At 38.6% G+C, this 20020-nt stretch carries 12 protein-coding genes and 1 riboswitch; of the genes, 8 read left to right on the top strand and 4 right to left on the bottom strand.

Features of this window, described 5'->3' with window-relative positions:
* Position 1: 1 nt before the first annotated feature.
* The 4 genes from thiE (at position 2) to DRF61_RS15255 (ending at position 3371) form a co-directional block, all read left to right on the top strand.
* On the top strand, positions 2–616 hold the full coding sequence (gene thiE / locus DRF61_RS15240; protein WP_111958550.1) for a thiamine phosphate synthase: 615 nt from the start codon (positions 2–4) through the stop codon (positions 614–616).
* Positions 613–1389: a thiazole synthase gene (locus tag DRF61_RS15245; RefSeq protein WP_111958552.1), complete on the top strand. Its 777-nt coding sequence runs from the start codon at positions 613–615 to the stop codon at positions 1387–1389. Before thiE ends, DRF61_RS15245 begins: the two co-directional genes overlap by 4 nt.
* A 14-nt stretch (positions 1390–1403) precedes the next feature.
* On the top strand, positions 1404–2522 hold the full coding sequence (gene thiH, locus DRF61_RS15250) for a 2-iminoacetate synthase ThiH (RefSeq protein ID WP_111958554.1): 1119 nt from the start codon (positions 1404–1406) through the stop codon (positions 2520–2522).
* A 138-nt stretch (positions 2523–2660) separates the two neighbouring features.
* Positions 2661–3371: a HesA/MoeB/ThiF family protein gene (locus tag DRF61_RS15255; RefSeq protein ID WP_111958556.1), complete on the top strand. Its 711-nt coding sequence runs from the start codon at positions 2661–2663 to the stop codon at positions 3369–3371.
* Positions 3372–3649: 278 nt separating this feature from the next.
* On the opposite strand, the gene DRF61_RS15260 is transcribed toward DRF61_RS15255, so the two are convergent.
* On the bottom strand, positions 3650–5866 hold the full coding sequence (locus DRF61_RS15260) for an outer membrane beta-barrel family protein (RefSeq protein ID WP_111958558.1): 2217 nt from the start codon (positions 5864–5866) through the stop codon (positions 3650–3652).
* A gap of 122 nt (positions 5867–5988) precedes the next feature.
* Positions 5989–6087, top strand: a riboswitch (SAM-I-IV-variant riboswitch).
* Between the two features lie 290 nt (positions 6088–6377).
* Between DRF61_RS15260 and DRF61_RS15265 the strand changes: the two genes are divergently transcribed.
* On the top strand, positions 6378–9122 hold the full coding sequence (locus DRF61_RS15265) for a TonB-dependent receptor plug domain-containing protein (protein WP_174772324.1): 2745 nt from the start codon (positions 6378–6380) through the stop codon (positions 9120–9122).
* A gap of 69 nt (positions 9123–9191) precedes the next feature.
* Here the strand turns inward: DRF61_RS15265 and DRF61_RS15270 are convergent, their stop codons facing one another.
* On the bottom strand, positions 9192–11318 hold the full coding sequence (locus DRF61_RS15270) for an outer membrane beta-barrel family protein (RefSeq protein ID WP_111958562.1): 2127 nt from the start codon (positions 11316–11318) through the stop codon (positions 9192–9194).
* A gap of 189 nt (positions 11319–11507) precedes the next feature.
* On the opposite strand from DRF61_RS15270, the gene DRF61_RS15275 reads away from it, so the two are divergent.
* Positions 11508–12536: a sensor histidine kinase gene (locus DRF61_RS15275; protein ID WP_111958564.1), complete on the top strand. Its 1029-nt coding sequence runs from the start codon at positions 11508–11510 to the stop codon at positions 12534–12536.
* Entirely contained in the window at positions 12523–13200 is a 678-nt protein-coding gene (locus tag DRF61_RS15280; RefSeq protein WP_111958566.1) for a LytR/AlgR family response regulator transcription factor, read from the top strand. Before DRF61_RS15275 ends, DRF61_RS15280 begins: the two co-directional genes overlap by 14 nt.
* Positions 13201–13249: 49 nt before the next feature.
* Here the strand turns inward: DRF61_RS15280 and DRF61_RS15285 are convergent, their stop codons facing one another.
* The gene (locus DRF61_RS15285; protein ID WP_111958568.1) at positions 13250–15517 is read right to left on the bottom strand and encodes an aconitate hydratase; all 2268 of its coding nucleotides are present in this window, start codon (positions 15515–15517) and stop codon (positions 13250–13252) included.
* A gap of 314 nt (positions 15518–15831) precedes the next feature.
* Positions 15832–18621: a bifunctional aconitate hydratase 2/2-methylisocitrate dehydratase gene (locus DRF61_RS15290; RefSeq protein ID WP_111958570.1), complete on the bottom strand. Its 2790-nt coding sequence runs from the start codon at positions 18619–18621 to the stop codon at positions 15832–15834.
* Between the two features lie 411 nt (positions 18622–19032).
* On the opposite strand from DRF61_RS15290, the gene DRF61_RS15295 reads away from it, so the two are divergent.
* Entirely contained in the window at positions 19033–19803 is a 771-nt protein-coding gene (locus DRF61_RS15295) for a WG repeat-containing protein (protein WP_228452679.1), read from the top strand.
* Positions 19804–20020: the final 217 nt, after the last annotated feature.

The raw sequence follows: 20020 nt of genomic DNA on the forward strand, positions 1-20020 counted from the left end.
CATGGAAAAATTACAATACATATCTCAGGGACAGACCAAAGAAGAACAGGAGTTTAATATCCGGAAAGCTTTAGATAATGGTATAAAATGGCTGCAGGTTCGCTGGAAAAATGCTCATGAAAACGAATTTTTTCAGCTTTGTGAAATTTCAAAAAAACTTTGTTCAGAATATCAGACGGTCTGTATCATTAATGACCATGTTCAAATGGCTAAAGAAATTGATGCAGACGGTGTCCATTTGGGACTGAAAGATATGTCCATTGAAATGGCGAGGCACGTTTTAGGTAAAAATAAAATGATCGGAGGAACAGCCAATACCCTTTCAGATGTCCTTCAGAGAATCAGTGAACCATGCGATTATATCGGTTTAGGACCTCTGAGATTTACCGCTACAAAAGAAAAGCTAAGCCCGATCCTCGGATTTGAAGGCTATCAGGATATTATTAAAAATTTAAAAGACAAATCGATAGCCATTCCGAAAATTTATGCCATCGGAGGAGTTGTCCTTCAGGATATTGAACCTCTTCAGCAGATCGGAATATATGGTGCTGCAGTCTCGGGAGAAATCACCAACCGTCCGGCTGTTATCAGTGAATTTAAAAAAGCAATGATATGAATAATCAGAAATTAATAATAGCAGAGAGAATATTTGATTCAAGACTGTTCCTGGGAACCGGAAAATTCGGAAACCTAAACGAAATGGCGACTTCTGTGATCGCTTCGGAAACAGATATGGTCACCATGGCACTGAAGAGAATAGATTCCGGTGCAGCAGAAGACGGACTGTTGGATTCATTAAAAGAAACCCATGTTCACCTCCTTCCCAATACCTCGGGGGCCAGAACCGCAAAAGAAGCCGTACTGGCGGCGCAACTTGCTAGAGAGGCCCTGGAAACAAACTGGGTGAAACTGGAAATCCATCCCGACCCGAAATATCTTCTTCCTGATCCTATTGAAACCCTGTATGCAACAGAAGAACTGGCTAAATTGGGATTTATCGTAATGCCATACATCCATGCCGATCCTGTACTTTGCAAGCGTCTTGAAGATGCAGGAACTGCTGTAGTAATGCCTTTAGGAGCTCCAATTGGTACCAATAAAGGATTGAGAACATTAGATTTCCTGGAGATCATCATCAGCCAGAGCAATGTTCCCGTTGTGGTAGATGCGGGAATCGGGGCACCTTCTGATGCAGCAAAAGCAATGGAAATGGGAGCTGATGCGGTTCTCGTCAATACCGCAATTGCTGTGGCAAGAAACCCTGTCAATATGGCTTTGGCGTTTAAAGAAGGGGTTATTGCCGGAAGAAGAGCCTTTGAATCGGGATTAGGGGCAATAGCAGATCACGCCGAAGCGTCAAGTCCTTTGACCTCTTTTTTATTTGAATAAAATAGCAGAAAACAATGAACAGCTTTAAAGATGTTTTTGAACGTTATCATTGGGATGAGGTAAGAATCAGACTCGGAAAAGTAACCCATTCAGATGTTCTGAACAGCCTTCGGAAGAAAAACAGAACCTTAGATGATTTTCTAAATCTGCTTTCTCCCGCCGCCGCACAGGAACTGGAACTGATGGCAAAAATGACCCGCCAGCTGACCCAGAAACGCTTTGGAAAAACCATTCAGCTTTATGCACCGATGTATGTCAGCAACGAATGTCAGAATATATGTACGTATTGTGGTTTCAGTCTGGATAATGATGTAAGGAGGAAAACCCTTTCTGATACTGAGTTGATGATAGAAGCTTCTGTTCTGAAATCTATGGGTGTTAATCACGTTCTATTGGTAAGTGGAGAAGCCAGTAAAACAGTAGGAATTTCTTACTTTTTAAACGCTGTCCGCCTGTTGAAACCTCATTTTGCCAATATCTCGATTGAAGTACAGCCCTTATCAGAACAGGAATATTTCCAGCTTCATCAGGAAGGTGTTTATTCGGTGTTGGTGTATCAGGAAACGTATCATCAGGAGGTTTATAAAGAATACCATCCTAAAGGGAAAAAATCAAACTTCCATTTCCGCTTAGACACCCCGGACAGGATTGGAAGAGCTGGAATTCATAAGATCGGACTTGGTGTGCTGCTTGGGCTTGAAGACTGGCGTATAGACAGTTTTTTCAATGCCCTCCATATTGATTATCTCCAGAAGCAATACTGGAAAAGCCGTTTTTCAGTTTCATTTCCAAGGTTGAGGCCTGCAGAAGGAATCATTGAACCCAATTTTATCATGGAAGATAAGGACCTGCTACAGCTGATCTGTGCCTACAGAATATGGAATGAAGACCTGGAAATCTCCATATCTACCAGAGAAAATGAAAAATTCAGGGACAATATCATCTCACTTGGGGCAACAGCCATGAGCGCGGCTTCTAAAACAAACCCGGGAGGTTATGCCGTAGATGTAGAATCTTTGGAACAATTTGAAACCAGCGACGAACGAAGTATGGAAGAAGTAAAAGCCAGCATCAGAAAAGCCGGTTACGATCCAGTGATGAAAGATTGGGATCCTGCATATAGCGGAATTTAAAAATTAAACCATTAAGAACATTGAAGTCATTAAGTCTAATTAGGAAAAATCAATAGATTTTTAAACCTTAAAGCAGAGCTTATCTTAATACTTCTTAAACTCTTAAAAAAACATAATGGTTCAAAGTGTTTAATTAGAATGAAAAGCGAAGATATTTTTACAAGATACAGCCGGCAGATATTTATCGAAGAAGTTGGTCTGGATGGGCAACGAAGAATAATGGCTTCCAAAGTCTTTGTCATTGGGGCAGGAGGTTTAGGAAGTCCGGTCATTCAGTACCTCGCCGCTGCAGGAGTCGGAACTTTAGGTGTGGCAGATTTTGATGAGGTGGAACTTCACAACCTGAACCGCCAGGTCATTCACAATGAAAATACAGTTGGGATTTCAAAGGTTAAAAGTGCGGAAGCATTTGCCGATAAGCTTAATCATCAGGTAAAGTTTATTGGAATTGATATAAAAATCGACAGCTTAAATGCAGAAGAAATCCTTTCACAGTACGATATTATAATAGATGGATCCGATAATTTTACCACCAGATATCTGATCAATGATACCTGCGTTAAGCTTGGAAAACCGTTGGTGTACGGAAGTATCCTGGGATTTTCGGGACAAACCGCCGTATTCAATTATAAAGGAAGTAAAAACCTTAGAGACCTCTTTCCGGAACCACCTTTTGACGAAAATTTGCCTGACTGCGACAGTCTCGGAGTTTTGGGAGCATTGCCAGGCATTGTAGGGAGTATGATGGCTATGCAGGTTTTAAAGATCATCACAGAACTTCCTGTGCAAGCAAATCAGCTTACCCTTATTGATACTCTGAACTGGAGATTCCAGACCATAGATTTTTAAATTAACCTGGGTCGGGGTTAAGGGGCAGGAAGCTGGAAGAGGGAAGCTGGAAGTTAATAGTTGACACTTATTAAAAATTTGATGAAGGCATAAAGATTAATAAAGCTTACTGTAGTTCTGTTTTAGGGACAATGTCTTCCCTCTTCTGGCTTCAAACTTCATGACATTCTTAAAAAAGGAATATCCTACCCGGACTCAGTTTAAATTATATTGTTTTAAATAAATGAGGCAGTAAAATTTCTTTACTGCCTCATTTTATGATTTTTAATTCTAAAAAATTACTGTGCCTGCTGCATAACGCCTGTGTCTTCTTTTTTAGTCTGATTCAGAATATTTGGATCTTCCTTAGCCAGTTTATTCTTGGTAGGAATTTTATAATTGATAGAAATTCCAAAGTTTCTCGTGTCATACTTACTTCTGATCATTACAGGCTGGCCTTCAGGCGGATTGGAATATACCTGCATCACCTGCCCGTTGAAAATATCATTCGCAAAAACGGAAACCGTAAGACGGTTGTTCATAAATTTCTTCGTCAACGTGATATCCAGGTTATTGTTGAATGGTTTATCAGCCGTAAAGTAGAAATATCCGGCTTTTGGAGTAAGATAGCTATAATTAGCGGTCAATTTTATGTCTTTCGGTAAAAGCAGCTGGGTCATGATATTAAAGATCCAGAAGCCTTTATTATTTAAATTATCAATATCGTGTTTCTGGTAACCGGCATACAGATACATAAAGTTAATTTTGTCAGGGTTAAAATTAAACTTCATGATCTCGCTCATCGGCTTGCTGAAAATCATAAACGGTACAGGAAGACCTACATTAAAGTTATGAATTTTCATATTCGAAATATTCACCTGCTTATTGTAAAGGTTCTTCCCGTTTTTCATGATAATCTGTGCTACCTGATCTTTTGCAGAACTTACACTGTACCCAATGAAGGCATAATCAAACGCCGAAACTTTCAATTCATAATTATCAAAAATCGTAGGCTGAAGATCCGGGTTACCGGTAACTTCCGTATTCGGGCTGGCAAAGATGACGTTATTCGGGTTCAGGGCAGAAATGCTTGGCAGCGTGATTTTTTTATTGTAATTCGCTGCAACATACACCTGGTTCATCAGGCTATACTGTACGCTTGCATTCGGAAAAAGCTTGAATTTATTGAAAGGTGTTAAATCTCTTTCCAGAACAGCATTATCCTTTATGGTTCTTGTAATCCCGGAAATATCATAATTTTCCGCTCTTGCTCCTAAAGTAAAGTCAAACTTTTTCAGTTTTGCCTGAAATTCAAGGTAGGTAGAAGCCGTCTGTCTTTGGTATTCCAGGTTGGTCAGGTCTTTACTTTCCGTATCATAATCCTGTCTCTCATATAAACCTCCCAAACTTACTTTTCCACCGTCCAGAAGCTTGATCGGCTGTGAATAATCTACCTTGAAGTTAGCAACCCTCATATCCGATTTATTATCAAGTACATTTTCGCCGCCTACATTCAGGAAAGGCTGCCAGATATCCGTATAAAAGCCTCTCTGGAAGAAATTGTCCTGGGAGAATTTAGATGTAGCCTTAGTATATCCAAACTGGAAGTCCAGCTTTTGAGACTTTTCGCTGAAACGCTTCTGATACGTTACAACAGCTTCCTGCCTCAGGTTGTTGGTATGGGCAACATCGGATGCTTCATAATCAGCTTCCCGGTACGTGACAGGATTAAGGCTGACAGGGATGTCGGCAAGTCCTGTACTGGCTGTATAATTGTCATTATTGTTGTGATAAATATCGTAGTTCAGCAATAATCTGTCCTGTCCAAGATCAAAAGTCAATCCTGATTTTGCAAAATATCCGCGTCCAATTCTGTCCGTATTGTTGTGAAGAAGAACATCCTGATCGCCATTCAGCATACTTTCGCGATAGTTTTGACCAACATTCAGCTGCCATCCGAAAAGTTTATTTCTGGCATTCAGATTTAGAGAATTGGTGGTTCTGCTTCTGAATTTATCGTAATTGGTAAACGAATAATTTCCAGAATACGTTGCTGTTAAATACTTATTGGCATTCTTATTTGTAATGATATTCATGATGGCACCTCCTGAGGTAGCCGGATATTCTGCTCCCGGCTGGGTGATCACTTCTATTCTTTCTACCGAGTTGGCAGGCATCCCTTCAAGAAAAGAATTCAGTTCGTTTGAAGTAATATTTAAAGGTCTTCCGTTCAGGTAAACATCCAGGATTTTTCCCTGATACATCATTCCGGCAATATCTGTGGAAACCAGTCCCGGAAGCTTCTTTATACCTTCCAGAACATTCCCGTTATTAAGCTGTGGCTGTTCGGAAAAGTCAAAAATGGTACGGTCTGCTTTCTGTTCAACGGCTTTTTTAGTTTTGGTAATGACTACGCCTTCAATCTGTTTCTCCTTGTCTGGGATGTTATTGTTTTTTTCCTGTGAATAAGCAAAAAAAGACGCCAGCAAAGACAGCGTGAATATAGTTTTTCTCATAATGTTTTTTTACTACTGTTCAGTTAGACGTAAAAAAAGGCGATTTGTTACGATGAAATTTGCGAAAAGTTAAATTTTTAAGCATTTATTTTTTTATTTCCGAAATAATTATATCTTTGCCACGTAATTATCAAGAATCTCATAGATGGGATAGCAACCTGCAAAAACAAGCAAGGTGCTGAAATAGATAAGCCGGCATGCCCGGAAAAAATGTTTATTCTCTATTTTCTTCCCATCTTGACATTTTTGTTTTAAAAATAAAATCAATGTTTAAAGACAAGGGAAACCACAAGACCAATTTAAATTTTCGTTTCTCAGATCATGAAGTATCACTTCGTTATTCTGACCTGCTTTCATGCCATACTCACATGCACATGTGTTGTTGTTTCTAGACTTCTTTAAAAAATAATTCAATCATTCAGGCTTTTGACCGTAACCTTAAAATAAAGGTTGCAGGAAAACTATGGACTGAAATCAACCAAACAATCAGTAATAAAAAATAGAAAAACACATGCATACTTTCAACAAAAAAACAATCATAGCTTCAGCAGCATTCATTTCAGCATTTTATTTTGGACAGTCGGATTCTGCATCATCCAAAAAGATCGATGATGTAGTGATCTTGGGATCGAGAGGAGCCGGAAGATCTCTTACAGAAACTCCGGTTCCGGTAGATATCATCAATATCTCAAAGATCTTAAGACAAAGTCCTGTTAATAATATAAGTCAGGCCCTTAATTACGTGGTGCCCTCTTTCTCTTCTACTTCACATACGGTGAACGACGGAACTGATTTCGTGGATCCCGCTTTGCTAAGAGGACTTGGCCCGGATCAGGTGCTGGTATTGCTTAATGGAAAAAGAAGATACCAGTCTTCGTTGATTAATGTTACATTGACACCGGGAAGAGGCTCGGTGGGAACGGATCTTAATGCGATTCCTGCATTTGCCTTGGATAAAATAGAAGTACTGAGAGATGGTGCTTCTGCCCAATACGGTTCTGATGCCATTGCCGGAGTTGTGAATTTAGGACTTAAAAGACGGCTAGGATTATCGGGACAGGTTTTTCTGGGAGGATATGCTTCACCAGTTGCCAATAATTTTTCCGGAGGAATAGATGGGCAGACCATATCTGCAGACCTCAACTATGGAGCGAGAATAGGTGAAAAGGGATTCATTAATGTAACTGGATCCGTACAATACCGTGATCCATATTCAAGAGCTGGAGAACGTCAGGGACCCATCTTTAATGCTTATAATGCCATTAATTACAGAGCATTGCAGAACGGAGTGAATATCGATGGATTATATAAAAACATTACCAATACTTCCAACACTCAGCAGATCATCAATACAGTCAAGCAATATGCATCACAGGTTGATTATTTTTCGCAGGATTTTAAAAACCAGATATCAGGAGCTAACAGCATTGCAGCATTGCAGGGTTTACTAGGAAAAGACTTTACAAATCAGGAGCTTAGCTACAGAGGATTGGAAAGAAAAGATTTCAGCCTTAGGGCAGGACAGTCCAAGCTGCAGTCTGCACAGCTTTTTTTCAACTCTGAAATTCCGGTTAATGAAGACTGGAAAGTGTATTCCTTTGGAGGATACAGCTACCGTTTGGGAAATGCAGGTGGATTTTACCGTCTTCCGAACACAGAAAGAAACATCAATGCCGTTACCCCGAATGGATACTTGCCGCAAATTGAAGCCAATGTGAATGATTATTCCCTGGCTGGAGGAATCAAAGGAAAATGGAATGGCTGGAATGTGGATCTGAGCAATACTTTTGGTAAAAATGCTTTTAATTTTGGAGTGGTGAACACGTTTAATGCTTCTTTAGGAGAAAATTCTCCAAGAACCTTTGAAGCAGGAGGCTCAGAATTCTTACAAAATACGCTGAATCTTGATTTCTCAAAAAAATATGATGTACTTCATGGCCTGAATGTGGCTTTTGGAGGGGAATACCGTTATGAAAACTATAAAGTAAATGCGGGTAATGAAAACTCCTATGTTTCTTATGATATTTTTGGACGTGTAGTGACTGCTGCTACCCCTGACAGTGAAAAAGTAACTGACTTTTTTGGAGCTGTAAGACCAGCCGGATCACAGGTTTTCCCCGGATTCAGCCCGGATAACGCCGTTTCCGGAAGCCGAAACAGTGTTGCCGCTTATGCTGATGTGGAAATTGAACCTACGGATTGGTGGCTGGTAGAAGGAGCTGTGCGATTTGAAAATTATTCTGACTTTGGTTCTACCTTTAATTATAAGCTGGCAACGAATGTAAGGCTGGCTAAAAACTTTAACTGGAGAGGTGCAGTTTCTACAGGTTTTAGAGCACCATCTCTGGCACAGATCTATTACAGTTCAACCTCTACATTGATCCAGAAAGGAGAAACTACCCAGGTAGGGACTTTTAGAAATAATTCCGAAGCAGCTCAGGCTTTGGGAATTCCCAAACTGAAACAGGAGACGTCACAGTCGTACAGTACAGGAATTACATGGAAGATTCCGGCTTTAAGTCTGGTATTTACGGCAGACGCCTATCTTATAAAAATTAAAGATAGAGTAGTGCTTACCGATTTATTCTACCGTCCGGAAGGAAGTTTTGCGCCGGGTTCAGACCAAGCCGTGCTACAGGGAGCGTTCGATCTTGCAAGAGCCAGTGCTGCGAATTTCTTTGCTAATGCGGTAGATTCCCAGACAAAAGGACTGGATATTACAGTTTCTCAGAATACAAGAATTTCGGAAGGGATATCTCTGGAAAATAACCTGGGACTTAATTTTAATCAGACCAGAAGAGTTGGTGATATCCATGCTTCGCCTAAACTGGTAAGTCAGATCAATAATTATTTCTCTGAGCCGAACAGAGTGTATTTTGAAGAAGCTGTTCCACGTATAAAAGCTACACTTGCCAATACCCTGAAACTTTCAGCACTTACGGTTTCCCTCAGAAATTCCTATTTTGGAAAAGTGACAGATGCTGATGTGCTGGATGCCAACTTTGACGGAGTTACTGAAAGCAGAGAACACTTTGTTCTGAATGAACGTTTTGTGACCGATCTTTCCGTAGGCTATGACTTCAATAACAATATTTCTGCAACGATAGGGAGTAATAATATCTTCAATATTCTTCCGTCGAAAAGTCCGAATATCAGCTCTTTGACAGCGGATAATCAGTTTGTGTATTCCAGGCAGGTTTCTCAGTATGGTATAGGAGGCCGTTTCCTGTTTGCCAGAGTAGAATTTGAATTTTAAAATACATAAAAAGCAAAGCAAAAAACAGAGAAGGAATCTCTGTTTTTTGTTAAATGAGGGCAGAATTTATTATTCTGCTCTTTCTTTTTCTTTAAAATTGACCGTTCTGCTGTTAGATTTGACCTTTTGGTTCCCAAAATTATAAGTAATGCTTACGGTTAGCTTTCTTGCATCCCAGTAATTATCAAAAGATTGTGTATTGTTTGTAAAATAAACACTTCCTCTGTAGCCGCCCTGCCTGAAAATGTCATTCACAGAAAGATTCATCTGCAATGCTTTCTCCATAAGGCTGACTTTGATTCCTGCATTTAATCCGGCACTGCTTTTTGATGTTGAATTACCACTTTTTGAAGGAAGGGATTGCCAGTAATTCAGGAAAAAGTAGAGGGTTTTTGTTTTATTTAATCTAAAAGTATTGTTAGCAGAATAATAAATTGACTGCCCATTTTTGGGACTTGCATTAAAGTTGGTAATTTGAGTTTCGCTATAGCTGAAGGAGGTCGAAATATTGCTTTCCCAGATCTTGAAAAAAGTGTCTGTATAAGTAAGATTAAGCCCATAATTATCCTGATCATAATAGTTTTGGTAGGTGCTGTTCAGGTAAATTCCATCCAGGAAAGTAATCTGGTCAAAATTGTCTGTACTTCTCTGATAATAAAGGTTGGCAGAAAATTTATTTTTAAAAATATAATTAAATTCCAGATTATGATTAAATGAAGGTTGAAGGCTCGGATTTCCGGCATAATAACTAAGTGGATTAGAATACCATCTGAAAGGATCAAGAGCACGGAAATTTGGACGGTTAATTCTTCGGGAATAATTCATGCTGAATTGGTTATTTTTATTGGCTTTATAGGAAATATAAGCTGTGGGAAAAAGTTTTCCGTAATTGTTTTCAGACTGAGATTGGGTGGTCGCAGAAAATCCCGTTGTCTGCGCATACTCGTAACGTAAACCGAATTTTGCAGACCACTTCTCTCCGAAATCTTTACTTGCACTGATATAGACGGCATAATTTTTTTCATCATAATCAAAAAGATTACTCCTTTTCGGATCAATGATATAATCGCTGTTAACCAGATTAAAATACCCAATATCCGATCTATTGGAAAACTGACTGTATTTAACACCTGTTTCTAACTGTAAGCCTTTTAAATTTAATGTTAAATCTGCCTGCCCTGAATAAATTGTGTAATCTACCGATGAAAGATTTCTTACAATTTGAGTAGAATGATCAGCAAGATCTGTGGTTATAAAATTGACATTTGTATCGGGCGAGTTTCCATAATAATTAGCCCCCAGACTTAATTTATGTTCACCAAACTTCTGATCAAAATAGAGATTGAGCATTTGCGAATCCGAGGTGGAACGGTGTTTGGATTCTGTGGCAGTTTTTAGTGTAGAAATATCATCAGTAAAGTAATTTTGAAAAGAATGGATATCCATATTAGAATGAGTTCTTGCCATATCATAGATCAGTCCGATAACAGACTTGTCGCTCAATGAATAGTCAAGACTTAGATTGATACCTAACCCATCATTCATATCACGTCTTTGGTCTCTGCTTACAGAGGATTGATTGCTGATAACCGTATAATTCTCGATGGATTGTTTTTCTTCATCATATCCCCGGAACTTTAAAGAAGCTTTTACTTTTTCATTCTGATAATTCAGACCTGCAGTTCCGCCAAAGCCTGCAAAAGTTGCCTGTTTATAATAATTATTCAGATAACCACTCCATCCGGTATTCTGATTCTTTTTTAAAACAATATTAATGATTCCGCTGTTACCCTGTGCTTCATACTTGGCGGGAGGTGTTGTGATCACTTCAATTTTAGCAATATTTTCAGAACGTAAATTTTTCAGATAGTTCATCAGCTCCGATCCGGAAAGATTTAGCATACGGTCATTCACCATGACAGAAACCCCGCTTTTCCCTGCAATAGACAGAAGACCTTTATCTTCTTCTACTTTTAACATAGGTGTATTGCTTAAAATTTCTGTTCCTGAGCTTCCCTGGGAAACCATAGAATTTTGAACATTATAAACAAGACGGTCAACCTTGCGTTCTATAATTTTTTTATTGCCTTCCAATGATACGGCTTCAATTGTTTTTACTTTTGCTGTATCATTTACGGACTGTGCAGATAATAATGTACAGGATAAGGTGAAGATAAGTATAGGTATTCTTTTCATGTTTATTTTATAATAATTGCTAATAACTTTGTGTTACGTTATAGAGCAAAATTATAGGATAGAAGATCCTCTGGAAATAGAGACTAGATGAATGCTTCATTTTAACGGACCAAACCGGTTTCATCGGGAATTTTTGGTGTTTTGTCGAGAAAGTACCTTATAGTATCCAGTAGAGAATTATATTTGAAAATGAAAAAGCAACAAATTATCTGGCTTCAGGTCATCTACTGGGCTTTCAACTTTGTAGGCAATGTCATTATGCCGAATTTTTTTTTCCCAGAGCGTAGGGGCTTTGAGTGGAATGTCCTGAGTATTACTTATTTTATTACAGAGATTTTAACATTTTATATTTTATACCTTATCATCATTCCCAAAGTATTTAAGCTGGAGAAGCTTTATTCTGCAGTTTTTGTTTTTCTGCTGGCTATTTTATGTTTTGGATTTGTACGTTATGGGATCGAGGAAATTATTCTTCCACTTACTCTCGGGTTCCGGAATTATAATAAGGATGCGGAACTTTTATTTTATTTAGCAGATAATATATATAATGCCTCTCTAACAGTGTTTATTGGGGGAATCTTATGGATATTAGAAAAATATGGGGTAGCTGAAAATGACAAGAAACAATTAATGATTGAGAAGAAGCAGGCGGAACTTCAGGCGCTGAAAACGCAGATCAATCCACATTTTATTTTTAATTCTTTGAATAATATCTATTCATTGGTCTATCAAAATTCTGAAAAAGCGTTGCCTGCCATTGAAGAATTAAGCCGATTGTTGAGGTATAGTACAAAAGATTTGGAAAAAGATGTGATCTCTTTGGATAAAGAGATGGGATATATTGATAGTTTAATTGCTTTGGAGAAGCTTAGAATCAAGGAACCTGAATTATTGGTTATGACAAAAGAGATTACTCATCCGGAGCTTAATATTTCACCAATGTTGTTGGTCCCATTTGTTGAGAATGCTTTTAAACATGGCGATTTTCGAGGGAAAGGTTTTGAAATAAAGGTTTCTGATAATGAACAGGTATTACATTTTTATCTTTTAAACTTTAAAAAACAAAAAATGGCAGACTCCGGTTCAGGAATTGGCATTCAGAATGTGAAAAAAAGATTAGAGATTTTATATCCTCATAAGCATCAACTCATCATCAATGATTCAGAAACAGAATTTGTTGTAGATTTAAAAATTGATTTACGGCATGAAAAAAATTAAATGTATTATTGTAGATGACGAACCGCTGGCTGTCTCTCTTTTGGAAAAGTATGTTGAAAAAATACCTTTCTTTGAACTTGTTTTTTCTACTGAAAATCCCATTTTAGCCCTGGAATATATACAGACCCATGATGCAGATCTGATCTTTCTGGACATTCAGATGCCTGAACTCACAGGAATCAACTTTATGAAGATTGTTGGAGAAAAGAAGAAATATATTCTGACGACAGCCTATTCCGAGTATGCTTTAGAAGGGTACGAACACAATATCATAGATTATCTTTTAAAGCCTGTTTCCTTTGAAAGATTTTATAAATGTGCGTTGAAGGCCCAGGAACGCTTTTCTTTTCACGGAGAGATGGAATCTCATTTTTTTGTAAAATCATCAGGGCAGCAACACCGCATTAATTTCAATGATATCCACTATATTGAAAGCATTAAAGATTATGTGAATATTCGCACTGCGGATGAAGAGTATATCGTACTGGATACTCTGAAATCAATGGAAAACCAGCTTTCTGAAAAGTTTATCAGGATTCATAAATCTTTTATTATTAATGTGGACAAAATTAAAAGCATTGGTCCTAAAAAGGTAATACTGCCATTGCATGAAATTCCAATCGGAGAAAACTACAGAATAAATCTTTTGAATACACGAAAATAAAAGCGGCTTCCGAGGAAGCCGCTTTTCTATGATTAATTAAATCTAACAATTAATTTTCCTGTTTCTTAATCAGGTTAAGAGCAGAACCTGCCTTAAACCAGTCGATCTGCTGATCGTTGTACGTATGGTTAGCCATGATGATATCTTTAGTTCCGTCCGTATGAATGAATTCTAAAGTCAACTGCTTTCCTGGAGTGAATTGATCAAGATCTAAGAAATTAACCACATCGTCTTCCTGAATTTTGTCATAATCAGCTTCATTAGCGAAAGTGATTCCAAGCATCCCTTGCTTTTTAAGGTTTGTTTCATGGATTCTCGCAAATGATTTTACCAATACAGCTTTTACCCCAAGATGTCTAGGCTCCATTGCTGCATGCTCTCTTGAAGAACCTTCACCGTAGTTCTGGTCACCAACAACGATGGTAGGAATTCCTGCAGCTTTATAAGCTCTTTGTACAGCCGGAACTTCACCATATTCACCCGTTAATTCATTTTTAACACGGTTGGTTTCCATGTTATAGGCATTTACAGCTCCAATCAGCATGTTGTTTGAAATATTGTCGAGGTGGCCTCTGTATTTCAACCATGGTCCAGCCATAGAAATATGGTCAGTAGTACATTTTCCGAAAGCTTTGATCAAAACTCTGGCGGCTTCAATGTTTTTACCGTCCCAAGCCGGGAATTCTTCCAGTAACTGAAGTCTGTCCGAAGTAGGGCTTACCTTCACAACAACTGAAGATCCGTCTTCAGATGGAGCCTGGTATCCGTTATCATCAACAGCAAATCCTCTGGATGGTAATTCAGAACCCTTAGGCTCATCAAGTTTTACCTGTTCACCGTTTTCGGTAGTTAAAGTATCTGTAATTGGATTGAAATCTAATCTTCCTGAAATTGCTACTGCAGCTACCATTTCCGGAGACGCTACGAATGCATGCGTGTTCGGGTTACCGTCAGCTCTTTTGGCAAAGTTTCTGTTGAACGAGTGAATAATAGAATTTTTCTCTCCTTTATCAGCTCCTTCTCTGTCCCATTGCCCAATACAAGGTCCACAGGCATTGGTGAAAATTCTTGCGTTTTCAAATTTTCTGAAAGAATTCAGGAAACCGTCTCTTTCTGCTGTGAATTTTACCTGCTCAGAACCAGGATTAATCCCCAGGATCGCTTTAGGCTTAACTCCTTTTGCTACAGCATCTTCCACAATGGAAGCTGCTCTCGAAAGATCTTCATAAGAAGAGTTGGTACAAGAGCCAATAAGAGCCCATTCCACTTCTATCGGCCATCCGTTAGCTTCAGCTTTAGCTCTGAATTCCGCTACAGGAGTCGCCAAATCCGGAGTGAAAGGTCCGTTTAAGTGTGGAGTAAGCTCAGAAAGGTTAATTTCGATTACCTGATCAAAATACTGCTCAGGGTTGGCGTATACTTCAGCATCACCGGTTAAGTGTTCTGCTATTTTATCAGCTGCATCTACCACATCCTGTCTTCCTGTTGCCGCAAGATATCTTCTCATAGAATCATCGTATCCAAAAGTAGAGGTTGTTGCTCCTACTTCAGCACCCATGTTACAGATCGTTCCTTTACCAGTTGCTGAAAGAGATTGTGCCCCTTCTCCGAAATATTCCACGATGCATCCTGTTCCACCTTTTACGGTAAGAATTCCTGCTACTTTCAGGATAACGTCTTTTGCAGAAGTCCATCCGCTCATTTTACCGGTTAATTTTACCCCGATAAGTTTTGGCATTTTAAGCTCCCACGCCATTCCGGCCATTACGTCTACTGCATCAGCACCTCCAACACCGATAGCCACCATTCCTAAACCTCCTGCATTTACGGTGTGAGAATCTGTACCAATCATCATTCCTCCGGGGAATGCGTAGTTCTCCAGTACAACCTGGTGAATAATACCGGCTCCCGGCTTCCAGAAACCAATTCCGTATTTGTCACATACAGAGCTCAGGAAGTTGAAAACTTCAGAGTTTTTGTTGATTCCTTCCTGTAAATCTGATTCAGCACCTACTCTTGCCTGGATCAGGTGATCGGCATGAGCCGTTGAAGGAACAGCTACTTTAGCTTTCCCTGCCTGCATAAACTGTAAAAGCGCCATCTGCGCAGTTGCATCCTGCATGGCCACTCTGTCCGGTGCAAAATCTACATAAGAGTTTCCTCTCTCATGTGCTGATGTAGCATTACCTTCCCAAAGATGGGTGTAAAGGATTTTTTCTGAAAGTGTAAGAGGTTTTCCCACGATTTGTCTTGCCGCAGCAATTCTCTCCGGGTAGCGTTCGTACACTTTTTTGATCATATCAATATCAAAAGTCATATCTTAATTTAATTTTTCTTCTTTAAATAAGCTTTTCCGTCAATAATTTTATTTTAAAACGGAAAAATATCATTGTTACTTAATTCATCAAATTCTGTTCCTTCAATTCATAAAAAGGATAATTATGATAAATAATCAGAATGTTATATTTCTATCAAGTTAAGAAAAAATTGGAATTTCTTTCTATATTTTTATTTTAAATAATTCTAAAGCAGTCTTAAATAGAAAGGTTCTAAACAAAAATTGAAAGATTTAAATCCTAAAGGACTAAATCTTTCAATTATATAATTTTAAAACAGTCCTACGACCTAACGTTAAGCTATACTATGACCAACCTGGACTAACTCTTTAATAGGTGGAGCAAATTTAGTCAGGTCAATACCTTCAACGGCAGCTTTATATTCATCAATATTAGGAATTCTTCCAATGATAGCAGAAAGAACAACCACCGGAGTTGAAGCCAATAAAGATTCTCCTTTTTTACGTTCTGAATCTTCAACTACTCTTCCCTGGAAAAGACGGGTAGAAGTTGCCAGTACCGTATCTCCTTTAGCCGCTTTTTCCTGATTCCCCATACAAAGGTTACAGCCTGGACGCTCAAGATACATCATGTTTTTGTATTCAACACGTGCTTCGCCTTTAGGAGCATTATCATCAAATTCAAACCCTGAATATTTTTCTAAAAATTCCCAGTCTCCTTCTGCTTTTAATTCATCAATAATGTTATACGTTGGAGCGGCTACAACAAGCGGAGCGTTAAACTCAACTTTACCTTGTTGTTTTTCAATATTTCTAAGCATTTGAGAAACAATTTTCAAATCGCCTTTGTGAACCATACAAGATCCAACAAATCCAAGATCCACTTTTTTCTCGCCTCCGTAATAAGAAAGGTCTCTGATGGTATCATGAGTATATCTCTTAGAAACATCTTCGTTGTTTACATCCGGGTCAGCAATCATCGGTTCAACGATGGCATCAAGATCAACAACAACTTCAGCATAATATTTAGCATTCGCATCCGGTGTCAGAGCTGGTTTCTCACCAGATCTGATTTCAGCGATTCTCTTATCAGCCTTATTAATTAATCCCTGAAGGACATGGTTATGATTGTCCATACCCTTATCAATCATGATCTGGATTCTGCCTTTTGCAATTTCCAATGACTCGATCAGGGTTTCGTTCTCAGAAATATTGATGGAAGCTTTTGCCTTCATCTCCGCAGTCCAGTCTGTAAAGGTAAATGCCTGGTCAGCAGGAAGTGTTCCGATGTGAACCTCAATGATTCTACCCTGGAATACGTTTTCCCCACCAAACTGCTTAAGCATCTGAGCCTGAGTAGCATGAACAACATCACGGAAATCCATGTGCTCTTTCATGTTTCCTTTGAAAGTTACTTTTACGGATTCAGGGATTGGCATAGATGCTTCACCTGTAGCCAGTGCAAGGGCAACTGTTCCTGAGTCTGCTCCAAAAGCAACCCCTTTAGACATTCTTGTGTGGGAGTCACCACCAATGATGATCGCCCACTCGTCTATCGTTATATCATTAAGAACCTTGTGAATAACATCTGTCATAGCGTGGTATTCACCTTTCGGGTCACGGGCTGTGATCAAACCGAATTCGTTCATGAATTTCATTAGTTTCGGAATGTTGGCCTGCGCCTTTTTATCCCAAACAGAAGCAGTGTGACATCCGGATTGATAAGCACCGTCAACAATTGGAGAAATCACGGTAGCTGCCATTGATTCAAGTTCCTGGGCGGTCATCAAACCTGTTGTATCCTGAGAACCAACGATATTAACCTGTACACGAACGTCTGAACCGGCATGCAAAACTTTTCCCGGAGTTGTTCCGACTGCGTTTCTGTTGAAGATTTTTTCAACTGCAGTCAAACCTTGTCCTTCGTGGGAAATTTCTTTTGACGGAGCAAAAACAAGAGGAGTTTCTATTCCTAAAAGTTTTGCAGCAAATGTCTGCAGCTTTTTACCGAATACAATTGCATATGATCCGCCAGCCTTGATGAATTCCATTTTTTGTGGAGTGAATGCCTTAGCAATATCAATCAGCTCCTGGTCACCGTTATAAAGTTTTTTTGTTTTTGTATTGATGGTAAGAACGGTTCCTGTAGCAACGGAGTACGCTTCTTCAAGAATCGGTTCCCCAGCTTCGTTACGGATTGGCTCTCCATTTTCGTCCAGTTTTTTAACCCAGTTTTTAAGGTCAAGGCCAATACCACCGGTAACGTCAACCGTAGTAAGGAAAATCGGAGAAATACCGTTTGTTCCTCCAACGATTGGAGCAATATTCACGAATGGGATGTACGGGCTTGCTTGCTTACCTGTCCATAAAGCTACGTTGTTCACTCCGGACATTCTGGATGAACCTACACCCATGGTTCCTTTTTCTGCGATAAGCATTACACTTTTATCAGGATGCTGTGCCTGCAAAGCTTTAATTTCTTCCTGCGCCTGAGGAGTGATCATACATTTACCATGAAGTTCACGGTCTGATCTTGAGTGCGCCTGATTCCCCGGAGAAAGTAAATCTGTCGAGATATCACCTTCACCTGCGATAAAAGTCACTACTTTTATTTCTTCAGCAACTTCCGGAAGTTTAGTGAAGAACTCTGCTTGTGCATAGCTTTCAATAATTTCTTTGGCGATTTCGTTACCGCTATTGAATGCTTCCTTCAGACGGTTGGTATCTGCCTCATAAAGGAAAACCTGTGTCTTAAGAACGTCTGCCGCTTCCTTGGCAATAGAGATATCATTACCCAAAGCCAGATCAAGCAGTACCTCAATAGAAGGTCCTCCCTTCATGTGAGATAATAATTCAAAAGCAAAGGCCGGAGATATTTCTTCTACTACGGATTCTCCCAGAATAATCTCTTTTAAAAACTTAGCTTTTACGCCTGCAGCACTTGTTGTTCCTGGTAAGGTGTTGTAAATGAAAAATTTAAGAGAATCTGATCGATATTCGTTACCCGGATCTTTAATTTGTGCAATGATTTCGCTTAGTAATCCGGCACCGTCAATTGGCTTTGGATTGAGTCCCTGGTTTTTTCTTTCTTCAATCTCTTGGATGTAATCCTGATACATATTCATAATAATAGAAGTCTTTTAAATTTTAAAAGTAGATGTAAGGCAGTTGTCAGTACTAAAGTTGCTGCAAAAAAACAAGTATAGTCATCAACAACATAATCTACCCCTTTAAAAATGTGAAATAATGTTCCGTTTCAAAGTGGGATATATTTGACCTTTAATAGAATGTAAGTAATTTACCTGCGATTTGTCTTGCTGAAAAACTCTCTTTGGGTAAGATTTATACACTTTTTTGACAGCATTCCTATCAAAATTATATCTCCAAAACGTTTTTAGATTATCAAACACTTAAAAAGTGCTTCCAAATTTACGAATTTTTTAGTATTTTATCAGAATGAAATTATTTAGATTCTTTATAAATATGAATTTGATAATTTCTATTTTTGGCCGTAATTTTGCAGGCAAATGATGAATATGAAAAATATCCTGAATTTTTGGTGTGTATTTATCTCGGTTTTCGTTTTTTCACAGACGAAATCCGTGAAGAAGCTACCGATTAAAAATGTAACTAAAACTGTAGTGAAAAAGGGATCTGCAGTGGCTAAGCCAAACCCGGATCTGGTGATCATCAATCCGGATCTTCCGGTTTTGATCCCTAAAAAAGAAGATGGAAAATTTGGTTACGTTAATCAGAACGGAAAATTTATTATCAAACCTGAATACCATATTGCCGTCTTTTTTTATGAAGATTGTAATCTTTTGAACTCTCCCAACGAAAAAATAAGAAAATTCGGAACTAAAGAATATGCTACCGTAGAAAAGGATATGATTTCTTACCGGGTGAATAAGGCGGGGAAAAGAGTTTATCAGTTCAAAGATTCGGATCTCGGAAAATGTAAGTTGGAGGATTATAAGCAGCAGCTGTATCAGGCATACGTTTTAAACGGATTTTACGGTATCATTGAAAAGTCCAGATTCGTGAACGCAGCAGATTACAGGGATTACCAGATCTATCCCCAGTATCAGTATTTATATATTCTGGAAGGTGATGATACCGCAGATCCAATGATTGTGGCTTCCCACAACGACAGGTTTGGAGTAATTGATGTTAATAATAAAGTGATTGTTCCTTTTGAATATTCCAATATAAAAAGGAATTTCAGCTGGAAAATGGGGAAAATGTTTGACGTGACGAAAGACGGAAAGAACTATTATTATATCGATGCCAGAAATAAGACTTATTAATCTTTGTATAAGAATATCTCTTTCAGATTAAATTGAGAATGCAGATCTTATCATTCACAGAGTATCGGAAGATCCTATCTCACTTTTTTTTTGTAATTTCGCGTTGAAATAAAGGGGTGCTTTAATAAGCTGAGATTATACCCAATGAACCTGGAACAGATAATGCTGTTTAGGGAATTTTGAAAATGTACCACTGGAACAGTATAACAATATACCA

The sequence above is a fragment of the Chryseobacterium lathyri genome (assembly GCF_003290185.1).
Taxonomy (GTDB): domain Bacteria; phylum Bacteroidota; class Bacteroidia; order Flavobacteriales; family Weeksellaceae; genus Chryseobacterium; species Chryseobacterium lathyri.